The organism is Nocardiopsis sp. FR4, from assembly GCF_009830945.1.
Classification (GTDB): Bacteria; Actinomycetota; Actinomycetes; order Streptosporangiales; family Streptosporangiaceae; genus Nocardiopsis.
This window is the reverse complement of sequence record NZ_VWVV01000013.1, coordinates 1-21,000: the sequence shown is the minus strand read 5'-3', so window position 1 is coordinate 21,000 and position 21,000 is coordinate 1. Positions and strand designations below refer to the sequence as shown.

20 protein-coding genes are annotated in these 21,000 nt (G+C 73.8%); 9 read left to right on the top strand and 11 right to left on the bottom strand.

The window, feature by feature from the left end; genetic code table 11:
• Positions 1 to 2: 2 nt before the first annotated feature.
• Positions 3 to 836 (bottom strand): SDR family oxidoreductase, encoded by an 834-nt coding sequence (locus FYW95_RS14050; protein ID WP_159945280.1) that lies wholly within the window; start codon positions 834 to 836, stop codon positions 3 to 5.
• Between the two features lie 290 nt (positions 837 to 1,126).
• On the opposite strand from FYW95_RS14050, the gene FYW95_RS14045 reads away from it, so the two are divergent.
• The 6 genes from FYW95_RS14045 to FYW95_RS14020 all read left to right on the top strand — a co-directional run bounded on the left by FYW95_RS14045 (position 1,127) and on the right by FYW95_RS14020 (position 6,830).
• Complete coding sequence (locus FYW95_RS14045) at positions 1,127 to 2,302, top strand: substrate-binding domain-containing protein (RefSeq protein ID WP_159945281.1); 1,176 nt, start codon at positions 1,127 to 1,129, stop codon at positions 2,300 to 2,302.
• A gap of 86 nt (positions 2,303 to 2,388) precedes the next feature.
• Complete coding sequence (locus FYW95_RS14040; RefSeq protein ID WP_159945299.1) at positions 2,389 to 3,123, top strand: ABC transporter ATP-binding protein; 735 nt, start codon at positions 2,389 to 2,391, stop codon at positions 3,121 to 3,123.
• A complete protein-coding gene (locus tag FYW95_RS14035; RefSeq protein ID WP_159945282.1) occupies positions 3,120 to 3,866 on the top strand; it encodes an ABC transporter ATP-binding protein in 747 nt (248 codons plus the stop codon). The genes FYW95_RS14040 and FYW95_RS14035 overlap by 4 nt, the downstream gene beginning before the upstream one ends.
• A complete protein-coding gene (locus FYW95_RS14030) occupies positions 3,863 to 4,762 on the top strand; it encodes a branched-chain amino acid ABC transporter permease (protein WP_159945283.1) in 900 nt (299 codons plus the stop codon). Before FYW95_RS14035 ends, FYW95_RS14030 begins: the two co-directional genes overlap by 4 nt.
• Positions 4,762 to 5,889, top strand: a complete 1,128-nt coding sequence (locus tag FYW95_RS14025) for a branched-chain amino acid ABC transporter permease (protein ID WP_159945284.1) — start codon at positions 4,762 to 4,764, stop codon at positions 5,887 to 5,889. The genes FYW95_RS14030 and FYW95_RS14025 overlap by 1 nt, the downstream gene beginning before the upstream one ends.
• The gene (locus FYW95_RS14020; protein ID WP_159945285.1) at positions 5,886 to 6,830 is read left to right on the top strand and encodes an alpha/beta fold hydrolase; all 945 of its coding nucleotides are present in this window, start codon (positions 5,886 to 5,888) and stop codon (positions 6,828 to 6,830) included. The genes FYW95_RS14025 and FYW95_RS14020 overlap by 4 nt, the downstream gene beginning before the upstream one ends.
• Before the next feature lie 212 nt (positions 6,831 to 7,042).
• On the opposite strand, the gene FYW95_RS14015 is transcribed toward FYW95_RS14020, so the two are convergent.
• Positions 7,043 to 9,049: a helix-turn-helix domain-containing protein gene (locus FYW95_RS14015; RefSeq protein ID WP_160050397.1), complete on the bottom strand. Its 2,007-nt coding sequence runs from the start codon at positions 9,047 to 9,049 to the stop codon at positions 7,043 to 7,045.
• Positions 9,034 to 9,885, bottom strand: a complete 852-nt coding sequence (locus FYW95_RS14010; protein WP_159945287.1) for a 3-hydroxybutyrate dehydrogenase — start codon at positions 9,883 to 9,885, stop codon at positions 9,034 to 9,036. Before FYW95_RS14010 ends, FYW95_RS14015 begins: the two co-directional genes overlap by 16 nt.
• A 227-nt stretch (positions 9,886 to 10,112) precedes the next feature.
• On the opposite strand from FYW95_RS14010, the gene FYW95_RS14005 reads away from it, so the two are divergent.
• Positions 10,113 to 11,375: an extracellular catalytic domain type 1 short-chain-length polyhydroxyalkanoate depolymerase gene (locus tag FYW95_RS14005; RefSeq protein ID WP_160050396.1), complete on the top strand. Its 1,263-nt coding sequence runs from the start codon at positions 10,113 to 10,115 to the stop codon at positions 11,373 to 11,375.
• A 29-nt stretch (positions 11,376 to 11,404) separates the two neighbouring features.
• On the opposite strand, the gene FYW95_RS14000 is transcribed toward FYW95_RS14005, so the two are convergent.
• The 5 genes from FYW95_RS14000 to sigK form a co-directional block, all read right to left on the bottom strand.
• Positions 11,405 to 11,638, bottom strand: a complete 234-nt coding sequence (locus FYW95_RS14000) for a hypothetical protein (RefSeq protein ID WP_160050395.1) — start codon at positions 11,636 to 11,638, stop codon at positions 11,405 to 11,407.
• A gap of 208 nt (positions 11,639 to 11,846) precedes the next feature.
• Positions 11,847 to 12,341 carry a MarR family winged helix-turn-helix transcriptional regulator gene (locus FYW95_RS13995; RefSeq protein ID WP_159945290.1) on the bottom strand — a complete coding sequence of 165 codons (495 nt, stop codon included), beginning with the start codon at positions 12,339 to 12,341 and terminating at the stop codon, positions 11,847 to 11,849.
• A 213-nt stretch (positions 12,342 to 12,554) separates the two neighbouring features.
• Positions 12,555 to 14,207, bottom strand: coding sequence for an AMP-binding protein (locus tag FYW95_RS13990; RefSeq protein WP_160050394.1), 1,653 nt, complete (start codon positions 14,205 to 14,207; stop codon positions 12,555 to 12,557).
• A gap of 220 nt (positions 14,208 to 14,427) precedes the next feature.
• Complete coding sequence (locus FYW95_RS13985) at positions 14,428 to 15,162, bottom strand: anti-sigma factor (protein ID WP_159945292.1); 735 nt, start codon at positions 15,160 to 15,162, stop codon at positions 14,428 to 14,430.
• Positions 15,159 to 15,782, bottom strand: a complete 624-nt coding sequence (gene sigK, locus FYW95_RS13980) for an ECF RNA polymerase sigma factor SigK (protein ID WP_159945293.1) — start codon at positions 15,780 to 15,782, stop codon at positions 15,159 to 15,161. The genes FYW95_RS13985 and sigK overlap by 4 nt, the downstream gene beginning before the upstream one ends.
• A gap of 133 nt (positions 15,783 to 15,915) precedes the next feature.
• On the opposite strand from sigK, the gene FYW95_RS13975 reads away from it, so the two are divergent.
• Complete coding sequence (locus FYW95_RS13975) at positions 15,916 to 17,517, top strand: molybdopterin-dependent oxidoreductase (RefSeq protein WP_160050393.1); 1,602 nt, start codon at positions 15,916 to 15,918, stop codon at positions 17,515 to 17,517.
• 54 nt (positions 17,518 to 17,571) lie between these two features.
• On the top strand, positions 17,572 to 17,853 hold the full coding sequence (locus FYW95_RS13970; protein WP_160050392.1) for a hypothetical protein: 282 nt from the start codon (positions 17,572 to 17,574) through the stop codon (positions 17,851 to 17,853).
• Between the two features lie 192 nt (positions 17,854 to 18,045).
• Here the strand turns inward: FYW95_RS13970 and FYW95_RS13965 are convergent, their stop codons facing one another.
• The 3 genes from FYW95_RS13965 to FYW95_RS13955 all read right to left on the bottom strand — a co-directional run bounded on the left by FYW95_RS13965 (position 18,046) and on the right by FYW95_RS13955 (position 20,016).
• Positions 18,046 to 18,717, bottom strand: a complete 672-nt coding sequence (locus tag FYW95_RS13965; RefSeq protein ID WP_159945296.1) for a hypothetical protein — start codon at positions 18,715 to 18,717, stop codon at positions 18,046 to 18,048.
• A 196-nt stretch (positions 18,718 to 18,913) separates the two neighbouring features.
• A complete protein-coding gene (locus tag FYW95_RS13960) occupies positions 18,914 to 19,303 on the bottom strand; it encodes a DUF6114 domain-containing protein (protein ID WP_159945297.1) in 390 nt (129 codons plus the stop codon).
• A gap of 71 nt (positions 19,304 to 19,374) precedes the next feature.
• Positions 19,375 to 20,016: a DUF6230 family protein gene (locus FYW95_RS13955; RefSeq protein WP_159945298.1), complete on the bottom strand. Its 642-nt coding sequence runs from the start codon at positions 20,014 to 20,016 to the stop codon at positions 19,375 to 19,377.
• Between the last annotated feature and the right edge of the window lie 984 nt (positions 20,017 to 21,000).

The window sequence follows — 21,000 nt, the reverse complement described above, 5'->3', positions numbered from 1 at the left end:
GTTCAGCCCCGGGCGAAGTCCCCGGCGTGCTCGCGGGCCCACTCCCGGAACGACAGCGCGGGGCGGCCGGTCACCTCCTCGACGTCCCGCGAGACCGGCTCCGGGGTGTGGACGAGGGAGGCCCAGTAGGCCATTCCGGTGTCCGCGAAGTCGGCGCCCATGGCCTCGGCGAGCTCGGCCCGCGCCTCCTCCTCGGGCTGCTCCTCCCAGCGCACCGGAATCCCGGCCTCCTCCCCGAGGATCCGCGCCTGGTCGGCCTGGGCCAGGGACTCGGGTCCGGTGACGAGGTAGCTCCTGCCCGCGTGCGCCCCGTCCAGCAGGGCCCGCACCGCCACCGCCGCGACGTCCCTCTCGTGCACCAGGGAGCGCGACGCCCGACCGTACGGGGCGCGGACCACGCCCGAGCGGACCTGTTCGGCCCAGCCCCGGGTGTTCGCCGCCAGACCGGTGACGCGCAGGAAGGTCCACTCGCGTCCGGAGCCGCGCAGGGCGGCCTCCAACCGCCCCCACACGCTGCCCGGGCCCTCCTCGGCGGCCACCGCCGAGAGGTAGGCCACCCGGGGCGTGTGCCGGGTGAGGGCGGCCACGGCCTCCTCCGTCCCGTCGGTGCCGAAGCCGGGCCAGAGCAGGTAGGCCCCGGCCGTGCCCCGGGCGGCCGAGGACACGTCCGCCGGGTCGGTGACGTCACCGCCGACGACCTCCACCCCCTCGGGCAGGCGCGCCCGCCGCGGGTCGCGCACGAGCGCCCGTACGGGGACTCCCTCGGCCAGTAGGCCGGCAACCACGTGGTGCCCGGTGTTTCCGGTGGCTCCAGTGACCAGGATCGGCTGGTTCATCGTCCTCCTCCTGTCGGGGCGGGACCCGGGCCCCTCGGCCCGGGAGGCGGCGCGGCGGCGCCCGGGAGACCACACTTCTACATCAACGAAGGTTGAGGTCAAGGGAGGGCCTCCCGCTTCCGCCCCGACGGTCCGAGCGTGCGTGTGGGCCCCCGGTACACCGATTCGGGACCGAATGTATGTGCCCGCTACATGTGAAACGCGTCACCACCGATCTACCTTCGGAGCGGTACCCCACCCCCCACCCCGGCGGTCGCGCCGGACAGGCGGGTGCCGACTGGAGGAGAGAAATGCGCAAGACCCCCCTGACCGCCGCCTCCTGCGCGGTCGTCCTCGCCATGGCCGCCTGCGGAAGCCCCGGCGGGGCCGCCGGGGGCGGTGCGGACGCACCCGTCAGGGTCGGCATCGTCTACTCCGCCACCGGTCCCCTGGCCAGCTACGGCGAGCAGTACCGGCAGGGCTTCGAGGCCGGGCTCGCCCACGCCACCGGCGGCACCATGGAGATCGACGGCCGCCCCGTCGAGGTCGAGTACGCCGACGACGCCGGCGACCCCACCAAGGCGGTCTCGGCCACCCGCGACCTCATCGGCACCGGCCACGACATCATCGCCGGGTCCACCGCCTCCGGCATCGCCGTCCAGGTCGCCCCGCTCGCCGAGCAGAACGACGTCCTCTTCATCTCCGGGCCCGCCGCCACCGACGCCATCACGGGCATCAACGACCACACCTTCCGCTCCGGCCGCCAGACCTACCAGGACATCCTCACCGCGAGCACCTTCATGGACGACCCCGACGGCGCGGACGTGGTGGTCCTCGCCCAGCAGAACGCCTTCGGCCAGGACAACGTCTCCGCGGTCACCGAGGTCCTGGAGGCCCAGGGCGCCAGCGTCGACGGCGTCCTGGCTCCGCCGGACACCACCGACCTCACCCCGTTCGCCGAGCAGGTCAGCCGCGCCGAACCCGACCTGGTCTTCGTCGCCTGGGCGGGCGAGACCGCCTCCGCCATGTGGCAGGCCCTGGACCAGCAGGGCGTCCTCGACTCCACCGAGGTCGTCACCGGCCTGGACATCAAGCCGTCCTACCCCGTGTTCGGCGAGGCGGGCGGGCGCATCTCCTTCCTCTCGCACTACTTCGACGGCGCCTCCGACACCGAGGTCGCCCGGATCATGAGGGAGAACGTCGAGGCCGGGGGCGGCACCGTCGACCTCTTCACCCCCGACGGCTTCACCGCCGCCCAGATGGTCGTGCACGCGGCCTCCGCCGGGGACGACGTCCGGGACCGCATCGGCGCACTGGAGGGCTGGACCTTCGACGGGGTCAAGGGCGAACTCACCATCCGCGCCGAGGACCACGCCCTCCTGCAGCCCATGTACCAGGTCCGGCTGGTCGGCGAGGGCGCCGAGGCCCGTCCCGAACTGGTCGCGGAGATCCCCGCCGCCGACGTCGAGCCCGCGGCGGCCCGGTAGCCGTGGCCCCCGACACCGCGAAGAGCGCCGGGGCGGCCGGGGCCGCACCGGGAACCGCCCCCGGCCCCGACACCGCCGTCCCCGTCCTGGCCCTGGACCGCCTGCGCTGGTCGGTCGGCGGCGCCGTCATCGTCGACGACGTCACCATGCGCGTGGAGGAGGGCGAGTTCGTCGCCCTCATCGGCCCCAATGGCGCTGGTAAGACCTCCCTGTTCAACCTGGTCAGCGGACTGACCCGGCCCACGGCGGGCACCGTGCGCCTGGCCGGGGCCGACGTCACCCGCCACGCGCCCCACCGCCGCGCCCGGCTCGGCATGGGACGCACCTTCCAGACCTCCAGCGTCTTCGGCGACCTCACCGTCGGCGCCAACGTCGGCCTGGCCGTGCAGGCCCGCACCGGGGAGTCCCGCCGTTTCTGGCGCCGGGCCACCCCCGACGGCGGCGCCGAGGCCACCGGGGTCCTGGACCTGGTCCGCCTCTCCCACCGCGCCGACGCCCCGGCCGCCGACCTGTCCCACGGCGACAAGCGCAAGCTCGAACTCGCGCTCCTCCTGGCCCGCCGCCCCCGGCTGATCCTCCTGGACGAGCCCATGGCCGGGGTCAGCGCCGGAGAGGTCGGCGAGCTCACCACCGTCATCCGGGACGTGCACCGCGAACAGGGGTGCACGGTCCTCATGGTCGAACACCACATGGAGGTGCTCCTCGACATGGCCGACCGCCTGGCCGTCATGCACCACGGCGCCCTGCTCGCCCTCACCGACCCGGACTCGGCCATGGCCGACCCCCGGGTGCAGGCCGCCTACCTCGGGGACGGGGCGTGAGCGCCGCGGCGCCGCTCCTGGAGGCGGCCGACCTGCACGTCTGGATCGAGGGCTCGCACATCCTCCAGGGGGTCTCCCTCACCGTTCCCGACCACGGCGTCACCGCCCTCCTGGGACGCAACGGCGTCGGCAAGACCACCACCGTCAGGGCCCTGCTCGGCCTGGTGCCCCGCACCGGCCGGGTGTCCTTCGACGGCGAGGACATCACCGCCCGCCCCACCCACGCCATCGTCAGCAGGGGCATCGGCTACGTGCCCGAGGAACGCGGCATCTTCAGCGCCCTCACCGTCGCCGAGAACCTGCGCCTGGCCGAACGCCGCCCCGGCGCGCCCCGCTACGCGCTCGTCCACGAACTCTTCCCCGAACTCGCCGCCCGGGCCGACCAGCCCGCGGGCACCCTCTCCGGAGGCCAGCAGCAGATGCTCGCCATCGGCCGCGCCCTGCTCAACGACGACAGGCTCCTCATCGTGGACGAACCCACCAAGGGCCTGGCGCCCCGCATCGTCCGCGAGGTCGCCGACGCCGTCGCCCGCGCCGCCGAACGGGTGCCGGTCCTGCTCGTGGAGCAGAACCTGTCCCTGGTACGCAGAACGGCCGACCAGGCCGTGGTCCTGGACGCGGGCCGCGTGGTCCACACCGGGCCCGCCCCCGGACTCCTCGACGACGCCGACCGCGTCCGCGCGCTCCTGGGCGTGGCACGCGCCGCCGCGGCCGGGGGACCCGAGGGGAGGCGGACCGCGTGAGCACCGTCCTCCTCCTCGCCGTCACCGGGCTCGGCCTGGGCGCCCTCTACTTCCTCATCGCCTCCGGGCTCTCGCTGATCTTCGGCCTCATGGACGTGCTCAACTTCGCGCACGGCGCCTTCCTGGCCATCGGCGCCTACGGCACCTGGTGGGCCGCCGACCACCTGCCCGGCGCCGGACCGGCCGGGTTCGGCTTCGCGGTCGCCGTGGCCTTCGGCGTCGCCGCGGGCACCCTGGCCGCCGCCCTGGTCGAACTCTGCGTCATACGCCCGCTCTACGGCAGGCACCGCGAGCAGATCCTCGCCACGGTCGGCCTGAGCCTGGCCGTTCCCGCGCTCCTCCAGGCGGTCTGGGGCGCCGACCCGCTGCCCTTCCCCAAGCCCGGACTGGTCCGCGGCGCCGTCTCCTTCCTGGGGGTCAACATCCCCCGGGACCGCTTCCTGCTCATCCTGGCCGCCGCCGCGGTGTTCGCCGCCCTGTGGCTGTTCAACTCGCGCACCCGCTACGGCCTCATCGTCCGCGCGGGCGTGCAGGACCGGGCCATGGTCACGGCCCTCGGCATCGACGTGCGCCGGTCCTTCACCCTGGTCTTCGCCATCGGCGGCGCCGCCGCGGCCCTGGCCGGGTCGCTGGGCGGCCTCTACTTCGGCGTGGTCACCCCCACCCAGGGGCTGTCCCTGCTGATCTTCGCGTTCATCGTCGTGGTGATCGGCGGGACCACCTCGCTCACCGGCTGCGCCATCGCCTCGGTCGCGGTCGGCCTCATCCAGCAGTTCGCCAACTACTACACCGTCGCCGGACTCGGCGACATCGCCGTGGTCATCGTCCTGGCCCTCGTACTGCTCACCAGGCAGGGCGGCCTGACCGCGCGCAAGTCCGCGGAGAGGGTGGCCTGATGACCGACACCGACGTGACCGCCCCGGCCGCGGGGACGCCCGCCGCCAGCCCCGAGCCCCCGGCCCCGGGAGGCGCGCGCGGGCGCCGCCTCCCCCGGTGGGCGGCCCCGGCCGCCGCCCTGGCGGCGGCGCTGTCCCTGCCCTTCTCCACGCTCCACCCGCCGGGGCTGTTCGAGGGCGCGCTCAACAGCCCGCCCACCCTGCACCTGCTCGCGTTCTGCCTGGTCTTCGGCGGCCTGGCCACCAGCTACGACCTGCTCTACGGCCGGGTGGGCCTGCTCTCCTTCGGCCACGCCCTGTACTTCGCCTGCGGCGCCTACACCGCCGCACTGCTCATGCGGCTGCTCGAACTGCCGCTGCTGTGGGCGGCACCGCTCGCCGTCGCGGGCGGAACCCTGCTGTCCCTGCTCCTGGGCGCGGTCTCCCTGCGCGTCAACGGCATCGCCCTGGCCATGGTCACCCTCGCCTTCGCCCAGGCCGGGTCGATCCTCGTCTCCCGCGACCCCGGCCGCACGACCGGCGGCGAGGAGGGGCTGTCCCTGGACACCTCCCTGGTCCCGGCCGCGTTCGTGGGCGTGGCCAACACCGTCAACCTCTACTGGGCGGCCCTCGCCTACGCCGTGGTCGCCGTCGGCCTCGTCTGGTGGCTGACCGCCTCCCCGGTCGGCCGCGTCTGGCAGGGCATCCGCGCCAACGAGCAGCGCGTCGCCGTCCTGGGCGTCAACCCCTACCCCTACAAGCTGGCGGCCTTCACCGTCGGCGGCGGCCTGGCCTCCCTCGGCGGGGTGGCCTACCTGCTGGTCACCGGAGGCGTCACCCCCGCCATCACCACCGCCGAGTTCACCCTGACCCTGCTGGTCATGGTGGCCCTGGGCGGCGCGGGCAGCCGCTGGGGCCCGCTGCTGGGCGCGGTCCTGTACACCTACGCCGACCACCGCCTGCTCCAGCTGGGCGGCTCCGACGTCTTCGCCGCGCTGCCCGCCTGGCTCGCCGCGCCGCTGTCCCAGCCCCTGTTCGTCCTCGGCGTGCTCTTCGTGCTGATGGTGTTCTTCGCCCCCGGAGGGCTCGCCGCCCTCCCCGGCCGGGTCCGCTCGGCCCTGCGCGACAGGAAGGGCCCACGGGTATGACCGACCACCCGCGCCGGACCGGCGCCCCCTCCGGGACCGAACCGGGCGCGTCCGCCGACGCACCGGTCCGGGAGGACGAGTACACCGTCCCCGTCCCCGGCGGCGACCTGGCCGTCACCAGGTGGGGGGACGGCCCCGGCACCCCGGTCCTGGCCGTCCACGGCATCACCGCCAACGGCCACGCCTTCGCCCGGGTCGCCGCCGAGCTGTCCCGGCTCGGCGGCCCGCCGCTGCTCGCCCCCGACCTGCGCGGGCGCGGACGCAGCGGCCGCCTGGCCGGACCCCGCGGCCTGGCCGCCCACGCCGACGACCTGGTCGCCGTACTCGACGACCGGGGGGTGGGAGCCACCGTCCTGGTCGGCCACTCGATGGGGGCGTTCGTCGCCTGCCTGGCCGCCGTGCGCCACCCCGAACGGGTCGCCGGGGTGGTGCTGGTCGACGGCGGACACGGGCTGCCCCTCGCCCCGGGGACCGACATCGACGCCGTCCTCGGCCCCGCCATGGCCCGCCTGCGGAGGACCTTCGCGAGCCCCGACCACTACCGGGAGTTCTGGCGGCGCCACCCCGCCTTCGCGGGGCGGTGGAACACCTGGACGGACCGCTACGTCCTGCGCGACCTGGTCGGGGAACCGCCCGCGATGCGCTCGGCCTGCGACGAGGCGGCCGTGCGCGCGGACGGTGGACAGGTCCTCGCCGACCCCGAGACCCTCGGCGCGCTCGCCCGCCTCCGGCGCCCCGCCCGCCTGCTGTGGGCGGCGCGCGGCCTCATGGACGAGAGCCCGGGCCTCTACACCCGCGAGCGCCTGGCCGGGCTCCCCGGACACGTGGCCACCGTCGAACTCCCCGACGACAACCACTACAGCCCGCTGTTCTCCCCGACCGCGGCCCTGGTCGCCGCGCACGTCGACGGGATCGTCCGGGAGACCGCCGACGCCCGTTGAGGGCGGGAGGGCAGACTTCCCGGACGCACACCGGCCCTCCCCCGCCGCCTCACACCGCGCCCGGCCTTCCGGGCGGGAGCGGAGCCCCCGGTGCGCGCGGCGGTCCGGACCCGCGTGGATCGCGGGCGGGCCGGGCCAGCGCCCCAGGCCGTGACCGCGGACGGTCCGGGTGCCCCGCGGTCACCGCGGTCGTCGGACCGGCCGGAGCGTGCTCAGCTTCCGCCCAGATCGACGCCCCGGTCCAGGAGGCCGTGCAGATGCAGGGCCAGCTGCAGCTCCAGCGCCCGGTCCGGGTGCTGCCAGTCCGCCCCGATCAGCTGCCCGATCCGCTCCAGGCGCTGGGCCACCGTGTTGACGTGGATGTGCAGCTCGTCCTTGGCCCGCGACAGGTTGCCCCCGGCGGCGAAGTAGGCCCGCAGCGTCTCCACCAGCAGCGTGCCCCTCCTGGCGTCGTACTCCAGCAGGGGGCCCAACGCCGCCGACACGAAGCCCGGCACGTCCCGCTCCTGGCTCAACAGCAGACCCGAGAAACCCAGGTCCCCCGTGGTGGCCACGTCCCCCTCCCGCCCCAGCGCCCGCAGCGTCTGCAGGCACCGCGACGCCTCCGCGAACGCCTCCCGGAACGCCTCCGGGCCGTTCGTGGGACCGCCCGCCCCCGCGGTCACCGGCCCGTTCACCGCCGCCGACAGCTCGTCGGCCACCCGGCGCCCCACCGCGGAGGCGTCCGTCCCGGGCAGCGCCAGTACCAGGCGGCCGGACCGGCTCCCGGCCAGTCCCCCGGTGGTCTCGGCCACGTGGGTCGCCGCCGAGCGCAGCCGACCGGGGTCACCGCCCGGCGCCTCGGCCACCACCAGCACGTGCGGAGCCTCCAGGTCGGCGCGCAGCAGCGCCGCCCGCTGCCGCAGCGAGGCCGGGTCGCGCGCGGGCACCTCCAGCAGCTCGTCCAGCAGGTCGCCGCGCACCCGGTGCTCGGTCTCGCTCACCGACCGCCGCATGAGCAGCAGCAGCGCCGTCACCATCGCCGCGCGCTCCAGCACCCGCTGGTCGGTGGAGTCCAGCTCCACCCCGCGCAGGACGAGGGTGCCCAGCGGCTCGTTGCCCGCCGCCGCCGACGCCACCCACGCTCCGCCCGACCGCACCGCCCTGCCGCTGGCCAGGGAGGTACGCACCGCCTCGGCCAGGTCCCCGTTCCCGGAGTCCCACGGCGCACCGCCCCGGGCGGTCCGCTCCACCACGCCCTGGGGAGTGGCCGTCACCGACTCCTCCGAGGTCGCGTCGTGGATCAGCACCGTGCCGCCCAGCACCTCGGCCACCGCCGCCGCCACCTCGCGCACGCCGCCGCCGCGCAGCACCAGGTCGGTCAGCCGGTCGTGCGCCGCCGCCGACCGCTCCACCGACGCCGTGTGCCGTTGCAACCGCTCGTTGACGGTGTGCAGCTCGTCCAGGGCGCGTCGCGTGTCGTCGATCAGGTTCGCGCTGTCGATCGCGATGGCGGCGTGCGTGGCCAGCGACGACAGCAGCGCCACCTCCGAGTGCGCGAAGGGCCGCTCGCGCCGGTTGGCCGCGAACAGCACGCCCACGTCGCGCCCGTTCATCTTCAGCGGTACGCCCAGGATGGCCACCAGGCCCTCCTCGCGCACCGCGTGGTCGATGTTCTCCGCGTGCTCGAACCGGGGGTCGGCGAAGTAGTTGGCCGTCACGTACGGCAGCGCCGTCGTGGCCACCAGACCGCCCAGCCCCTTGCCGTGGGCCAGCCGCAGCCGCTGGAACGACGCCGACACCGACCCCGACGTCATCCGCATGTAGGTGCCGCCCGCCTCCGGATCGCTCAGGGTCAGGTACGCGATGTCCGTGCGCAGCAGGTTGCGCGCCCGCTCCACGATCGCCCGCAGCACCTGGTCCAGGCTGCGCATCCCCGCCAGGTCGTTGGCGGTCTCGAACAGCGCGCCCAGCTCCGACTCGCGCCGCTGTCGGTCGCGCATCACCGAGCGCACCCGCAGCGCCGTCAGCTTGGTGGCCTCCAACGCGGCCACCACCTCCGGGTCCTCGCCGTTGGCCCGCGCGCGCAGCACCGGCCGCTCGTACTCCACCGCGGGAGCGTCGCGCAGCAGCAGGTCCAGGAACAGCGCCTGGCCGTCCTGGTCGGCCGCTCCGCCGGGGCCCGCCGGTCCGACGTCGCCGGGAAGCCCGGAAGTGGGGGTGTTCAGCTCGCGCTCCATGCTCCGTCCACGGGCAGGGACGCTCCGTTGACGAACGACGCGTCCTCACCGCACAGGTAGGCGACCAGCTCGGCGACCTCGGAGGGCTCGATCAGCCGCTTGAGCGGGGTCCTGGCCAGAAGGACCTCCGAGACCACCCGCTCCTCGGCGATGCCGTGCGCCGCCGCCTGCTCGGCGATCTGCCGCTCCACCAGCGGCGTGCGCACGTATCCGGGGTTCACACAGTTGGAGGTCACCCCGTGTGCGGCGCCCTCCAGGGCGACCACCTTCGAGAAGCCCTCCAGGCCGTGCTTGGCGGTCACGTAGGCCGACTTGTAGGCCGAGGCGCGCAGCCCGTGCACCGAGGAGATGTTGACGACGCGGCCCCACCCCCGGGCGTACATGTGGGGCAGGGCGCCGCGCACCACGCGGAACGGCGACTCGACCATGAGACGAAGGATGAGGGAGAAACGCTCCGGAGGGAAGTCCTGCACGGGCGCGACCGTCTGTACCCCGGCGTTGTTGACCACGATGTCCGCGCCCCTGGCGGCCTCCTCGGCCGCGTCCAGGTCGGTCAGGTCCAGCACCACCGCCTCGCCCACCCCCTGCTCGGCCAGCGTGCCGAGGGCCTCCCCGTCCAGGTCGACCAGGCGGACGCTGGCTCCCGCGTCGGCCAGGCGCAGGGCACAGGCCCGGCCGATGCCGCTGGCCGCCCCGGTCACCAGGGCGGTCCTTCCGGTGAGGTCGACCCGCGTGGTGTGGGCGGCCCCGGCCGCGTGCGGGCCCCCCGCGGTCTCGGGGGAGGGGGACTGGGCGGCCTGCCGCGCCGCGCCCGGCAGGAACTCGTGCGTCGTCATGGCAGCAAACTAGGCCCGCCCTCCCCTCCCCGGGATAGGTGCGGCGGACACACCCCGGACCAGGGATATGTGGTCAGCGCCCATGACACCCGGTCCTCCTGTGGGGTTCCCACTGGCCGCCGGCCGGCGTTCGGTGCCCGGAGCCCATGTGGTCGAGATCACTACGGGGCTAGGCTCCCTGCCACGGTCCCCCGCTCACCGTTCCGACCCCCCGGAGGCACACCCCCATGGACTTCCCGGCACCACCCGCGTACCCCGCACCGTTCCCGAGGCGGTCGCGCTTCCCGCTCGCCGTCCTGGCCGCCCTCACCGTCGCGTTCGCCGCCCTCCTGGCCGCCCCGGCCCCGCGCGCCTCGGCCGCCGCGCTCACCCCGGTGCCCTCGTTCGGCACCAACCCCGGAAACCTGGCGATGTACACCTACGTGCCCGACGGTCTGCCCGACGGCGCACCCCTGGTCGTGCTGCTGCACGGATGCTCGCAGAGCGCCGCCGCCTACCACGGCCACTCCGGATGGCCCGCGCACGCCGACGCGGACGGCTTCGCCCTGCTCTACCCCGAGCAGAGGTCGGCCAACAACGCCAGCGGCTGCTTCAACTGGTTCGAGCGGGGCGACACCGCCCGCGACTCCGGTGAGGCGCGCTCGATCCGCTCCATGGTGGAGCACGCCGTGTCCGCGCACGGCCTGGACGCCGACCGGGTGTACGTCTCCGGACTCTCGGCCGGGGGCGCCATGGCCGGGGAGCTCCTGGCCGCCTACCCCGACCTGTTCGCCGGGGGCAGTGTCATCGCGGGGATCCCCGTGGGCTGCGCGAGCGGCATGATCGACGCGTTCGGCTGCATGAACCCGGGGAAGACCAACACCCCGCAGCGCTGGGGTGACGCGGTCCGCGCCAAGAACCCCGGCTGGAGCGGTCCCTGGCCGCGCGTCGCCGTCTGGCACGGCACCTCCGACACCACCGTGGTCCCCGCCAACGGGACCGCCAGCGTGAGCCAGTGGGCCGACGTCCACGGCCTGTCGGGCACCCCCGACAGCACCGAGCGGCTCCCCGGGCCCACCACCGCCGCCTACCACGGCGGGGACGCGCGCGGCGCCGCCGTCGCCCACTTCACGGTCTCCGGCATGGGCCACGGAACCCCCGTCGACCCTTCCTCCGGCTGCGGTACCGCGGGCGCCTACTTCCTGGCCGCGGTCTGCTCGACCGGCCACACCGTCGACTTCTGGGGCATCGGGGAGGGAGGCGGAGGCGACCCCGGCCCCACCGACCCGCCCGCGGAGGAACCGACGGAGGAGCCCACGGACCCGTCCGGGTCCGGGACGTGCGTGACCGACAGCAACTACGGCCACGTGTCGGCGGGCCGGGCCGTCCAGCGGCTCGGACAGACCTACGCGGTCGGGTCCGGCGACGCGCTCGGTCTGTGGAACGTCTTCGTCACGACGTCGCTGGCCCAGACCTCGACCGCCCACTGGGAGCGCGTCCCCGGCTGTTAGCGGGGTTCCGAGCGGCGGGGGCCGGGCGCCTACCGGCCCCCGCCGCCGCGCACCAGGCGGCCGAAGTGCCCCACGGCCGCGCCCAGCGCGAAGTGCGCCGCCTGGTGCTCGGTCATCGGCACCACCCCGGCCGGGACGGTCACCCGGAAGGGGAACTCCTCGTCCGGCCGGATGCGGAAGTCGTCAATCACTCCCTGGGACAGGAGCATCGTCAGGGCCTCACGGACCTGGCCACTGCGGTTGTCTGACGCCCAGATCGACATGGCCACCACACTAGCCCCCGGAACGGGCCGATATCCGGAAACGACGGGGCATCCGGAAGGACCGTGCTTCCGGAACGGCAAGGGCGGGCCGTGGTCACGACCCGCCCACCCGAGGACGGGCACGACCCCCGTGGTGCCCGTCCCCACCGCCGACCGCTGCCGTCCGTCGTCCCCCGACGGCGGACGCGGTGACGGAGCCCGTCCGGCCTCAGCCGCCCTCGGGCAGCTGGGCCTGTCCCGCGAGCACGTTCGCGGTCAGGCGGCGCAACGCCAGCCTGGTGGCCTCGAACTCCTCCTCGGGTAGGTCGATGACCCTGCCGATCGCCTCCGGAATCCCCTTGGCGCGCGTCCGCATCCGCCTGCCCTCCTCCGTGAGGGCGACGCGGACGGAGCGCTCGTCGCGCGGATCCCGGCCGCGGCTCAGCAGACCCCGGGCCTCCAGCCGCTTGAGCAGCGGCGTGAGGGTGCCGTAGTCCAGCTGCAGCACGGATCCGAAGTCCTTCACCCAGCACTCACCGCGCTCCCAGAGGAGCATCATCACCAGGTACTGGGGATAGGTCAGCCCCAACGGCTCCAGCAGGGGCCGGTACAGGTTGGTGACCGCACGCGACGCGGCGTAGAGCGCGAAGCACATCTGCTCGTCGACGGGAGGCAGGGAGAAGTCGCCCGCAGGGGCGGGGGATCGGTCGGGCATCGACACCATGGTAGTTACCTCATGGCCGATATTCAAAGCCCACAATTACCTTGCGCACAAAGAAGAGTGGTACGGCGTGCCAAACTGGTGCCTACGGGAGAAATCGCAGCTCGCGACAGCTCTTACGGGCCCGCCTCCTGCTCGCTGTTTCAGAGCGCCGGTGACCGCCGGAGCGGGGCCGCAATCCCGCTCCGGAGTTCCGGTCCACCGAAACCCATTCGGTCACGGGCGGGGCAGCAGGCGTTTGACCACCTTGCCCGTCGCGTTGCGCGGCAGCTCCTCCAGCACCACCACGTCGCGCGGCACCGAGAACCGCCCCAGCGCCTCGCGCACGCGCATGCGCACCTCGTTCGGATCCACCAGCGCGCCCTCGTGCGGCACGACGAAGGCCGCGAACCGCTGCCCGAACTCCTCGTCGGGCACGCCGGTCACCACGACCTCGCGCACCGACGGCAGGGTGACGATCACCTCCTCCACCGGGCGCGGGAACACGTTCTCCCCGCCCGAGACGATCATGTCGTCGTCCCGGCCCATCACGTGCAGCAGTCCGTCGGCGTCCACGAGGCCCCGGTCCCCGGTCTCCATCAGCCCGCCCGCGACCCTCCTGCTCCGCCCGTTCGTGTAGCCGTCGAAGAGCATGTCGTTGCCGACGTGGATCGACCCCTCCGTCCCCGGCGGTACCTCCTCGCCGTTCCCGCCCAGGACCGCGATCCGCGTTCCCAGGGGAGGCCGGCCCGCGGTGGTGGGGGACCGGCGCATCTCCTCCGGGGTGGCGATCGTCGCCCACGACACCTCGGTCGATCCGTACAGGTTGTAGAGCACGTCCCCGAACGCGTCCATGAAGTCCGTGATCAGCTGCGGGCTCATCGCCGAACCGCTGCACGCCACCACCCGCAGCGACGAGGTGTCGTACCGCTCCCGCGTGGCCCTGGGCAGGTCCATGATCCGGCGCAGCATCACCGGCACCGCGAACAGCGCGGTGCACCGCTCCCCGCTCACCGTCCGCAGCACGTCCTCCGGCTCGAACACGCGCCGCAGAACCAGCGTGGCCCGCATCGACATGCCCAGCTGCACGCCCGCCAGCCCCCACGTGTGGAAGAGGGGCGCCGAGATCAGGATGCGGTCCGAGGAGCGCAGGGGGATCCGGGACAGCACCGAGGCCGCGTCCTGCGGTCCCTTCGGCGTGGGCCGCCGCGCGCCCTTGGGGGCACCCGTCGTCCCCGACGTGAGCACGACCAGCCGCCCCGGGCGCTCCGGCGGCCTCGGCTCCTCCTCCGGCCCCGGCTCCTCCTCCGGCCCCGGCTCCGCCCCCGCCCGCCACGGCACGCACAGGCCCCCGGCCGGGGGCACGCCCCAGGCCGTCATTCGGAGCACCTCCGGCGGCAGATCCCCGCACAGGTCCCCGAACTCGGCGTCCGCCACGACCACCGACACCCCGTTGTCCGCCACCGCGGCGGCCAGCTGGCCCGCCGACAGCCCCGTGTTGAGCAGGACGGTGTCCGCGCCCAGGCGCCCGCAGGCCGCCATCGTCTGCACGAAGCCGCTGTGGTTGCGGCACAGCACGCCCACCCGCGCGTCCGGTCCCACACCCGCGCGGCGCAGCCGCACGGCCAGCTCCCGGGCGCGCAGGTTCATCTCGCGGAAGGTCGCCGGCCCGTGCTCGTCGACGACCGCCACGGCGTCGGGCACGCGCTCGCCGGCCGCGGCGTAGCCGCCGGCGATCGTGGCGCCCCACGTGCGCAGGGCACGCAGCTGGCGGACGACCCGGTCGGGGCGGCCGATGCTGAGCACACCGGCGCGGACCAGGACGCGCACGGTTCTGAGGACGTGGAGCGGACGCGGGGGCGCGGACGGTCCTGCGGCGGTGGACGCCATGGGAACTCCAGGGGCGGACCGGGACGGGCGAAGCCTTCCGCGCCTGCCCGGGAAGCCTTCGCCTCGTGACTCCCCGGAAGTACTGCGACCGTAAGCGAGGAGCTCCGGCCGTTTCTCCGTTCCCGGCTGAGTCCCCGCCCGCGCGTAGTTGTCACCGCCGGACGAAGCCGCGCGCACCGGGTCCGCCTCCGGGCCCCGGTGCGCGCGGCGCCCGCGCCGGTCACATGTCGACGGACATCTCCTCCCCCGTCGGCTCCGGCGAGCCCTCCTCCGGCTCCAACGACACCCGCAGCTCGTCCGGCTTGCCCATGTTCTCGGCCATCCCCGAGTACCGGCCGTTCGACGACGGCTTGAGCATCCCCGCCGGACGCACGCCCCCCTCGTCCGCCCACCACATCTGGTAGGCCATGCCGGGCGGCGCCGTCGGCAGCCCCTCCACGACCAGCATCGCCGCGTCCTCCTCGTAGGAGGCGAAGACCGTGGCCCGCGCGTCGCCGAGCGGGGCCTCGACCATGTTCGTGTCGGGTGCGGCCAGCAACGCCTCCATCTCCGCGGCGTGTCGGGCCTCCTCGTCCATCCGCTGGTTCACCGATACCAGGGATCCCGCCAGCACCACCGCGACCAGCGCGCACGCCGCCGCCACCAGCCACGGCAGCCACCGGGTTCGTTCCGGGAGCAGTCGGACCGCCCCGCCGCGCGCGCGTCCCGGCTCCTCCGCCAGGGGAGGCAGCTGCCGGGTCCGCAGGGCGGCACCGCGGATCCCCTCCCACACCTCGGGCCGGGGCTCCCGGGTCTCCGCCTCCGCCAGCCGCACCGCCGTCTCCCGGAAGTCCGCCAGGTCGCGGCGGCAGTCCTCGCACTCCGCCAGGTGCCGCTCCGCGGCCTCCGCCTCCTCCGGATCCAGGGCGTTGACCGCGTAGCCCGCCGTCAGCCCGTGCACACCCGCCCCGCTCATACGCCCACCCCCAGGCAGTCACGCAGCCTGATCAGGCCGTCACGCAGTCGTCCCTTCACCGTGGTCAACGGGACCCGCAGCAGGTCGGCCGCCTGCCGTTGCGTGTACCCCGTGTAGTACGTGAGCCGGACAGCCTCGCGCTGTGTCTCGGTGAGCCCGCCCAGGCACCGGCGCACCCTCTCCCGCTCCAACCGGTGCTCGACCTGGTCGGGAACGGCGTCCCGAGGTGTCGCCTCGGGCTCCAGTCGGCCCGCGGCGGCGAGCCGGTCCGAGGCGGCCTGCTCCGAGCGCACCCGGTCCACGGCCCGCCGGTGCGCGATGGTCAGCACCCACGCGGGCACCGTCCCGCGCGAGCGGTCGAACCGGGCACAGGTGCGCCAGACCTCCAGGAACACCTCCTGGCAGACCTCCTCTGCCTGCGCCTCGTCCACCAGGACCCGCCGGGCGATGCCGAACACCGTTCCCGACAGCTCCCGGTAGAGCTCCTCGAACGCGGCCAGGTCGCCCGCGGCGGTCCGCCGGAGCAGCCTGGCCAGGGAGTCGACCCCGCCCGGGCCGCCCCCGCCCGCCTCCTCGGGGCTCGAGGCCTCCCCCGCGTCCCAGCCGACGGTCCGTCGCATCGGCCACCTCCTCCTCGTGCCTTCCCAGGGCATTCGGTGCCGCGGGCGGGCTCGGAACCCCAGACTGACGGACGTTACCCACTCGTTACCACCCGTGCCGTCGCCTCCCCCGCACCGGCGCCGAACGAGGGGCATGTCCGAGACCACCCGCCGCGGACCGGCCGCCGTCGCCGGACTCGTCGCCGCCACCGCCGCCTTGGCCGCGGCTGAGGTCGTCGCCGTCGCGATGTCCCGCCCCGCCAGCACACCCCTCCTGGCGGTGGGGGACGCGGTCGTCGACCTCGCCCCGCCGCCCCTGAAGCAGTTCGCCGTCGACACCTTCGGCACGGCCGACAAGCCCGCCCTGCTCATCGGGGCCGCCGTGCTCCTGGCCGCCGCGGCGGCCCTCATCGGAGCGGCCGCCGCGCGCAGGACGTCCGCGGGTCCGGCCGGGGTCGCCGCCTTCACGGCAGTGGGCCTGGCGGCGGTGCTGACCCGGCCCGGCAGCGGGACGCCCGACGCGCTGCCCACCCTGGCGGGTGCCGCGGCTTGCGTCGGCGTCCTGCTGTGGCTGCTCCGGGCCGCCCGCCCCCGGGGGACCCCCTCCGCGGTTCCCCCCACCGCCACGGACCCCGGTGGCGCCTCCGGTCCCACCGACCCCGGCGGGTTCGACCGGCGCCGTTTCGTCCTGCTCGCCGGAGCCGCCGCGGCGGTGTCCGCGGGCGCGGGCGCCGGAGCGCGGGCTCTGGCCGCGTCGGGGCCCGGCAGCGGACTCACCCCCGCCAACGCGGTGCTCCCGACCCCGCGCGACCGGGCCGCGCCGCTTCCCGAGGGCGTCGACCTCGAACTGGTCGGGCTCACACCCTTCTTCACGCCCAACGCCGACTTCTACCGCATCGACACCGCCCTGTCCGTGCCCCGCGTCGACGCCTCCGCGTGGTCCCTGCGCATCCACGGCCTCGGGGTCGCCCGGGAGCGCGTGCTCACCTACACCGACCTGCTCGACCACCCCGAGCTCAGGGAACGCGACATCACCCTGGCGTGCGTGTCCAACCCGGTCGGCGGATCCTATGTCGGCAACGCGCGCTGGACCGGCGTGCCGCTGGCCACCCTGCTCGCCGAGGCGGGGGTCCGCTCCCCCGCCGACGGGGGGCCGGCCGACCAGCTCGTGTCCCGCTCCGACGACGGGATGACCATCGGCACGCCGGTGGCCGACGTCATGGACGGCAGGGAGGCCCTGCTCGCGGTCGGCATGAACGGGCACCCGCTCCCCCACGAGCACGGGTTCCCCGTCCGCATGGTCGTCCCGGGGCTGTACGGCTACGTCTCCGCCTGCAAGTGGATCACCGAGATCGAGCTGACCACGTTCGACGCCTTCGACGCCTACTGGGTGCCCCGCGGTTGGTCCGCGCGCGGCCCGGTGAAGACCCAGTCCCGCGTCGACACGCCCCGCGACGGCGCCGACCTGGCCCCGGGCCGGATCACCGTCGCGGGAGTGGCGTGGGCCCAGAACACCGGCGTCGACCGGGTGGAGGTACGCGTTGGCGACGGACCGTGGGCGCGGGCGAGGCTCGCCGAGGAGGACACCGCCGACACCTGGCGGCAGTGGGTTCTGGACTGGGACGCCGAACCCGGGGAGTACACGCTCGCCGTCCGGGCGACGGACCGCGAGGGCCGCACCCAGACCGCCGACCGGACCCCCGTCGCACCGGACGGGGCCACCGGACACCACACGGTCACCGTGACCGTGTCCTGACCACCGGGCCACCGCGGCCCGGTCACCCAGAGAAACCCACAGGAAGGGCGCACCATGCGCGGAATCTCCGTGAACCAGCTCAGCCGGCTCGTCGCCGCCGGGGCGATCAGCCTCGTCGCCGCCTTCGGCCTGGCCGCCTGCAACGACGGTGCCGCCGGGGGAGGCGACAGCGTGGAGAGCGAGGAGATGTCCGACGAGGAGATGTCGGACGACACGTCCGGCGAGGAGGAGATGTCCGAGGACATGTCGGACGAGGACATGTCGGACGGGGGTATGGAGGACGAGGAGATGTCCGGTGACATGTCCGATGAGGACATGGAGGAGGACGGCAACTGAGGCGGTTCACCGTTCGGTCCGGGAACAGCGCGGCCGACCGTGGTGACGGCCGTCCGGGAGCGTGACCGGCCGGGCGTGCGCCAGAGCCGTGGCCACGGGCCCGGGGCCGCCGCACGGCGGCTCCGGGCCCGTCCCGGCGCCAGGCGGGAAACGGCCTCCCTCCCTCGGTACGGAGGCGTCTCCCGGTCCGGATCAGTTCGTCACGGTGATGGGGGCTGACGGGTCGTCGGTGTTGGTCACCGCGTAGGTCGCCTTGAAGGGCGCCTGCGTGGCGTTGACCGGGCAACCGAACCCGCCGGTCACCGCGACCGGGGCCGAGGTGTCAAAGGCCAGGGTCGAGGCCGGGTTTCCGTTGGTCCAGGTGCCGCTGATGCCGACGGGGCCGTTGGGGCTGACCGTAGCCGTGCACGAGGACAGCCCGCTGGTGGTCACCACGATGCCCCCGGCGGGGATCTCCATGGTGCCCGTGGTCGGTGACCCGTACTGCATGGACATCTGCCACACCGGGTCGTTCACCGTCACCGTCGCGTACACGAAGGGCACGTTGGTCGAGCAGTTCGTGAAGTTCGGCGCGTTGATCGGGCCGGAGACGGCTCCGTCGGCGTTGTGGTTGTCGGGCGCCTCGGGCACGAGGTTGTTGCCGTTGCCCGGGGAGGTGGACGAGGCCCGGCAGGTCACCACGACGCTGCCCGCGGTGAAGGTGGCGGTACCGCTCAGCGAGGCCTCGAAGGCCGCGCCGGCGGGCTCCACGGTGGTCGGACCCTGCTGGGCGGCGGCGCTGCCGCTCCAGGTCAGCGCCAGGGCCGCGGCCGCGGCGGTGGTGAGGAGGGCGCGAGCGGGGGATATCGGTCGCGGAACCGACATGGGTACTCCTAGGGTGTGACGGCCGTACAGGCCGGCGGGTTCGGGGGGTACGCGCCGATTCGGTTGACGTGGTTTTCCTTGCGGTGGGCGGGGCGCCCGTCCCGGGGGGACGTCCGCCCCGGCGCCGGGAACCCCGCTCCGCTGGTGCGGAGGGGCGGCCCCGGCGGTGGGAGGGTACGGGCCGGTTCCGCCGGTGTCAGACCTCGGACCTGTGGACCGGCGGGTCCCGCCGTACCTGTTCGTCCGGACGCCGCCGCCCGGATCGCCGTCCCCGGCGTCGTCCGCCCCGCCTTCGGGGCTGCCGGGCCACGGGCCGCCAGGCGAAGGCGAGGCCACCCCCGGCCAGGGCCAGCAGCGTGCCCGCGACCAGGCCGCCCAGGTTGGAGAGGATGAGCGCCCCCAACCCCAGGAACCCGGCGAGGGAACCCGTGATGACGTGCTGGTTCGGGGTGAACCAGGTGACCAGGCCGAGAACGGCGAGCATTCCGCCGAACAGCAGCGAGGAGACCCCGCCGATTCCGGTCTGGAGCATCAGTTCCACCGGCATCGCCACGAGCGAGGCCATGACGGTGCCGGAGAGAATCATCAGGAGCCCTCCCGCGAAGGGACGGCGTTTGCGCCATCGGCGCCACGTGGTGCCCAGGCTCCGCAACGACCTCAGAAGCACTCGTTCTTCCCCAGACTGATACCCAGGCTCAGCCCGGCGAGCCGGAAGGTTCCGGCGCTGGCGGCCTTCGCCGTCTGCTCCAGGTCCTCCACGACGATGGTGTCGGACTGCATGCCGAACAGGTCGTTGAAGCCCCGGGCCCCTGTGGGTCCCTTGTCGAGGGTGCCCGCGTCGCGGCCGATCTCGATGTTCTCGAACTCGGCGTTTCCATCCATCTGGGACATGTCTATGAGCAGGTTCTCCGCGATGACGGGAGTGCCCTTGTCCCCGGCGGTCAGCCGGAGCGATATCTCGCCGATGATGGGGAACTCGGTCAGTACCGACTGGCACAGTCCCTCGATCTCGGCGTCCCGGATCCCGGCCACCGCGACCGGGACGGCCTCCTCACGCACGGTCTGGTCCAGCCAGCCGTACTGGACGAAGCCCTCCCCGTCGAGCCTGTCCGCCGAGATCTTGAAGTCCTGACCGGAGACGGTGAACGAGGCGGCGATCGCGCCCTGGGCCATGGCGATCAGGATGCCGCCCACGGCGACGCCTGCCGGGACGGAGAAGAGCGCGAAACGCTTCCAGCTGATGTGGCTCTCAGGAGTACTCGCGGACTCCTCGGCCACATCGGGGGATGTGGTGTCCATGCATGTCCTTCCCTGGGTGCATGGCCGCGCTGCGCCTGCCCTCCCCCGATGGCACGCGGCCTGGTCGTGGTCGCCCCCGTGCGTCGGGGTGCCACCGGACCAGAATCCGTTCCAGTAACGAGGCACATCATGTATCGGTGCCGGAGGAATTTCAAGAGCCTTTTTCCGGTCTTCTGTGAGTTCCCTGGTAAACGCCCTTGCGGTTGACATGGCACCGATGTGAAGTGCGGAAACGATGTACTTGCGATCCTGTGTTCGTCTCTGGCCTTTCCACGCTCCGCTTGCTGGTGCCGGGGTGTGCCCGGGATCGTCCGTTCCTTGTCATTGTGGTGAGTATTCCGAACGGCCCTTTTTCGCAGCGGGGTGAGTGAGTGTTCTTGGAGTGATCCGCGGTGGCCGAGGGAAGAGCTGGTCGGCTGTCGGGAGCGGGCACCGCGGGCCAGAGGCGCAAAGGAGCGGAAACATGGGAAGAGCGGATGGTGGGAGGTGGGGAGAGGAACGTCCCGAAGGTTCCGTGCGCACGTGGCCCGGGGCCTGGAGGAGGACGCAGGGACGGGAGGGGAAGGAGAGCTCGGTGAAAGCGATGCGCGAGCAGAAATCTGTGAGCGGCGACACACGGGTGCTGTGGTTTGCTCAGCCCTCCCAGTAGGGGTAGTGTTCTCCGAGTCGCCAACGGGACGGCGAGCGGCCCTCAGGGGCGGCTCGGAACCGGACCGGGCCTGGCGGCAACCTCCTTCCTCTCCGAAGCGGACTGGTTCGAGCAGTGCTCCGAACCGGGTAGGCTCGGAGAGCGCTTCCACGGAAAGCCCCTCCGGGGCCGCTCGCGGAAGCGCAGCAGGAAAAACGGGTCTTTACCACGGACCAGGAACACCGAAACCGCCGGTTTGGCGGGGCACGGAACACCTGATAAAGTAAAGGCACAACAAAGCGGAAACGCACACAGCGCCTTCCACGGAAAAGCGACAGACCGGTTTCGGCGGGTCG

What these genes read in the sequence shown, in the direction of transcription:
- FYW95_RS14000 (WP_160050395.1), bottom strand. Translation starts at nt 11,638, where the DNA reads ATGTCGATCTGGGCGTCAGACAACCGCAGTGGCCAGGTCCGTGAGGCC.
- FYW95_RS14005 (WP_160050396.1), top strand. Translation starts at nt 10,113, where the DNA reads ATGGACTTCCCGGCACCACCCGCGTACCCCGCACCGTTCCCGAGGCGG.
- FYW95_RS13970 (WP_160050392.1), top strand. Translation starts at nt 17,572, where the DNA reads ATGCGCGGAATCTCCGTGAACCAGCTCAGCCGGCTCGTCGCCGCCGGG.
- sigK (WP_159945293.1), bottom strand. Translation starts at nt 15,782, where the DNA reads ATGCGACGGACCGTCGGCTGGGACGCGGGGGAGGCCTCGAGCCCCGAG.
- FYW95_RS13985 (WP_159945292.1), bottom strand. Translation starts at nt 15,162, where the DNA reads ATGAGCGGGGCGGGTGTGCACGGGCTGACGGCGGGCTACGCGGTCAAC.
- FYW95_RS13965 (WP_159945296.1), bottom strand. Translation starts at nt 18,717, where the DNA reads ATGTCGGTTCCGCGACCGATATCCCCCGCTCGCGCCCTCCTCACCACC.
- FYW95_RS14010 (WP_159945287.1), bottom strand. Translation starts at nt 9,885, where the DNA reads ATGACGACGCACGAGTTCCTGCCGGGCGCGGCGCGGCAGGCCGCCCAG.
- FYW95_RS13975 (WP_160050393.1), top strand. Translation starts at nt 15,916, where the DNA reads ATGTCCGAGACCACCCGCCGCGGACCGGCCGCCGTCGCCGGACTCGTC.
- FYW95_RS14020 (WP_159945285.1), top strand. Translation starts at nt 5,886, where the DNA reads ATGACCGACCACCCGCGCCGGACCGGCGCCCCCTCCGGGACCGAACCG.
- FYW95_RS13960 (WP_159945297.1), bottom strand. Translation starts at nt 19,303, where the DNA reads ATGATTCTCTCCGGCACCGTCATGGCCTCGCTCGTGGCGATGCCGGTG.
- FYW95_RS14025 (WP_159945284.1), top strand. Translation starts at nt 4,762, where the DNA reads ATGACCGACACCGACGTGACCGCCCCGGCCGCGGGGACGCCCGCCGCC.
- FYW95_RS14015 (WP_160050397.1), bottom strand. Translation starts at nt 9,049, where the DNA reads ATGGAGCGCGAGCTGAACACCCCCACTTCCGGGCTTCCCGGCGACGTC.
- FYW95_RS13995 (WP_159945290.1), bottom strand. Translation starts at nt 12,341, where the DNA reads ATGGTGTCGATGCCCGACCGATCCCCCGCCCCTGCGGGCGACTTCTCC.
- FYW95_RS14045 (WP_159945281.1), top strand. Translation starts at nt 1,127, where the DNA reads ATGCGCAAGACCCCCCTGACCGCCGCCTCCTGCGCGGTCGTCCTCGCC.
- FYW95_RS14050 (WP_159945280.1), bottom strand. Translation starts at nt 836, where the DNA reads ATGAACCAGCCGATCCTGGTCACTGGAGCCACCGGAAACACCGGGCAC.
- FYW95_RS13990 (WP_160050394.1), bottom strand. Translation starts at nt 14,207, where the DNA reads ATGGCGTCCACCGCCGCAGGACCGTCCGCGCCCCCGCGTCCGCTCCAC.
- FYW95_RS13955 (WP_159945298.1), bottom strand. Translation starts at nt 20,016, where the DNA reads ATGGACACCACATCCCCCGATGTGGCCGAGGAGTCCGCGAGTACTCCT.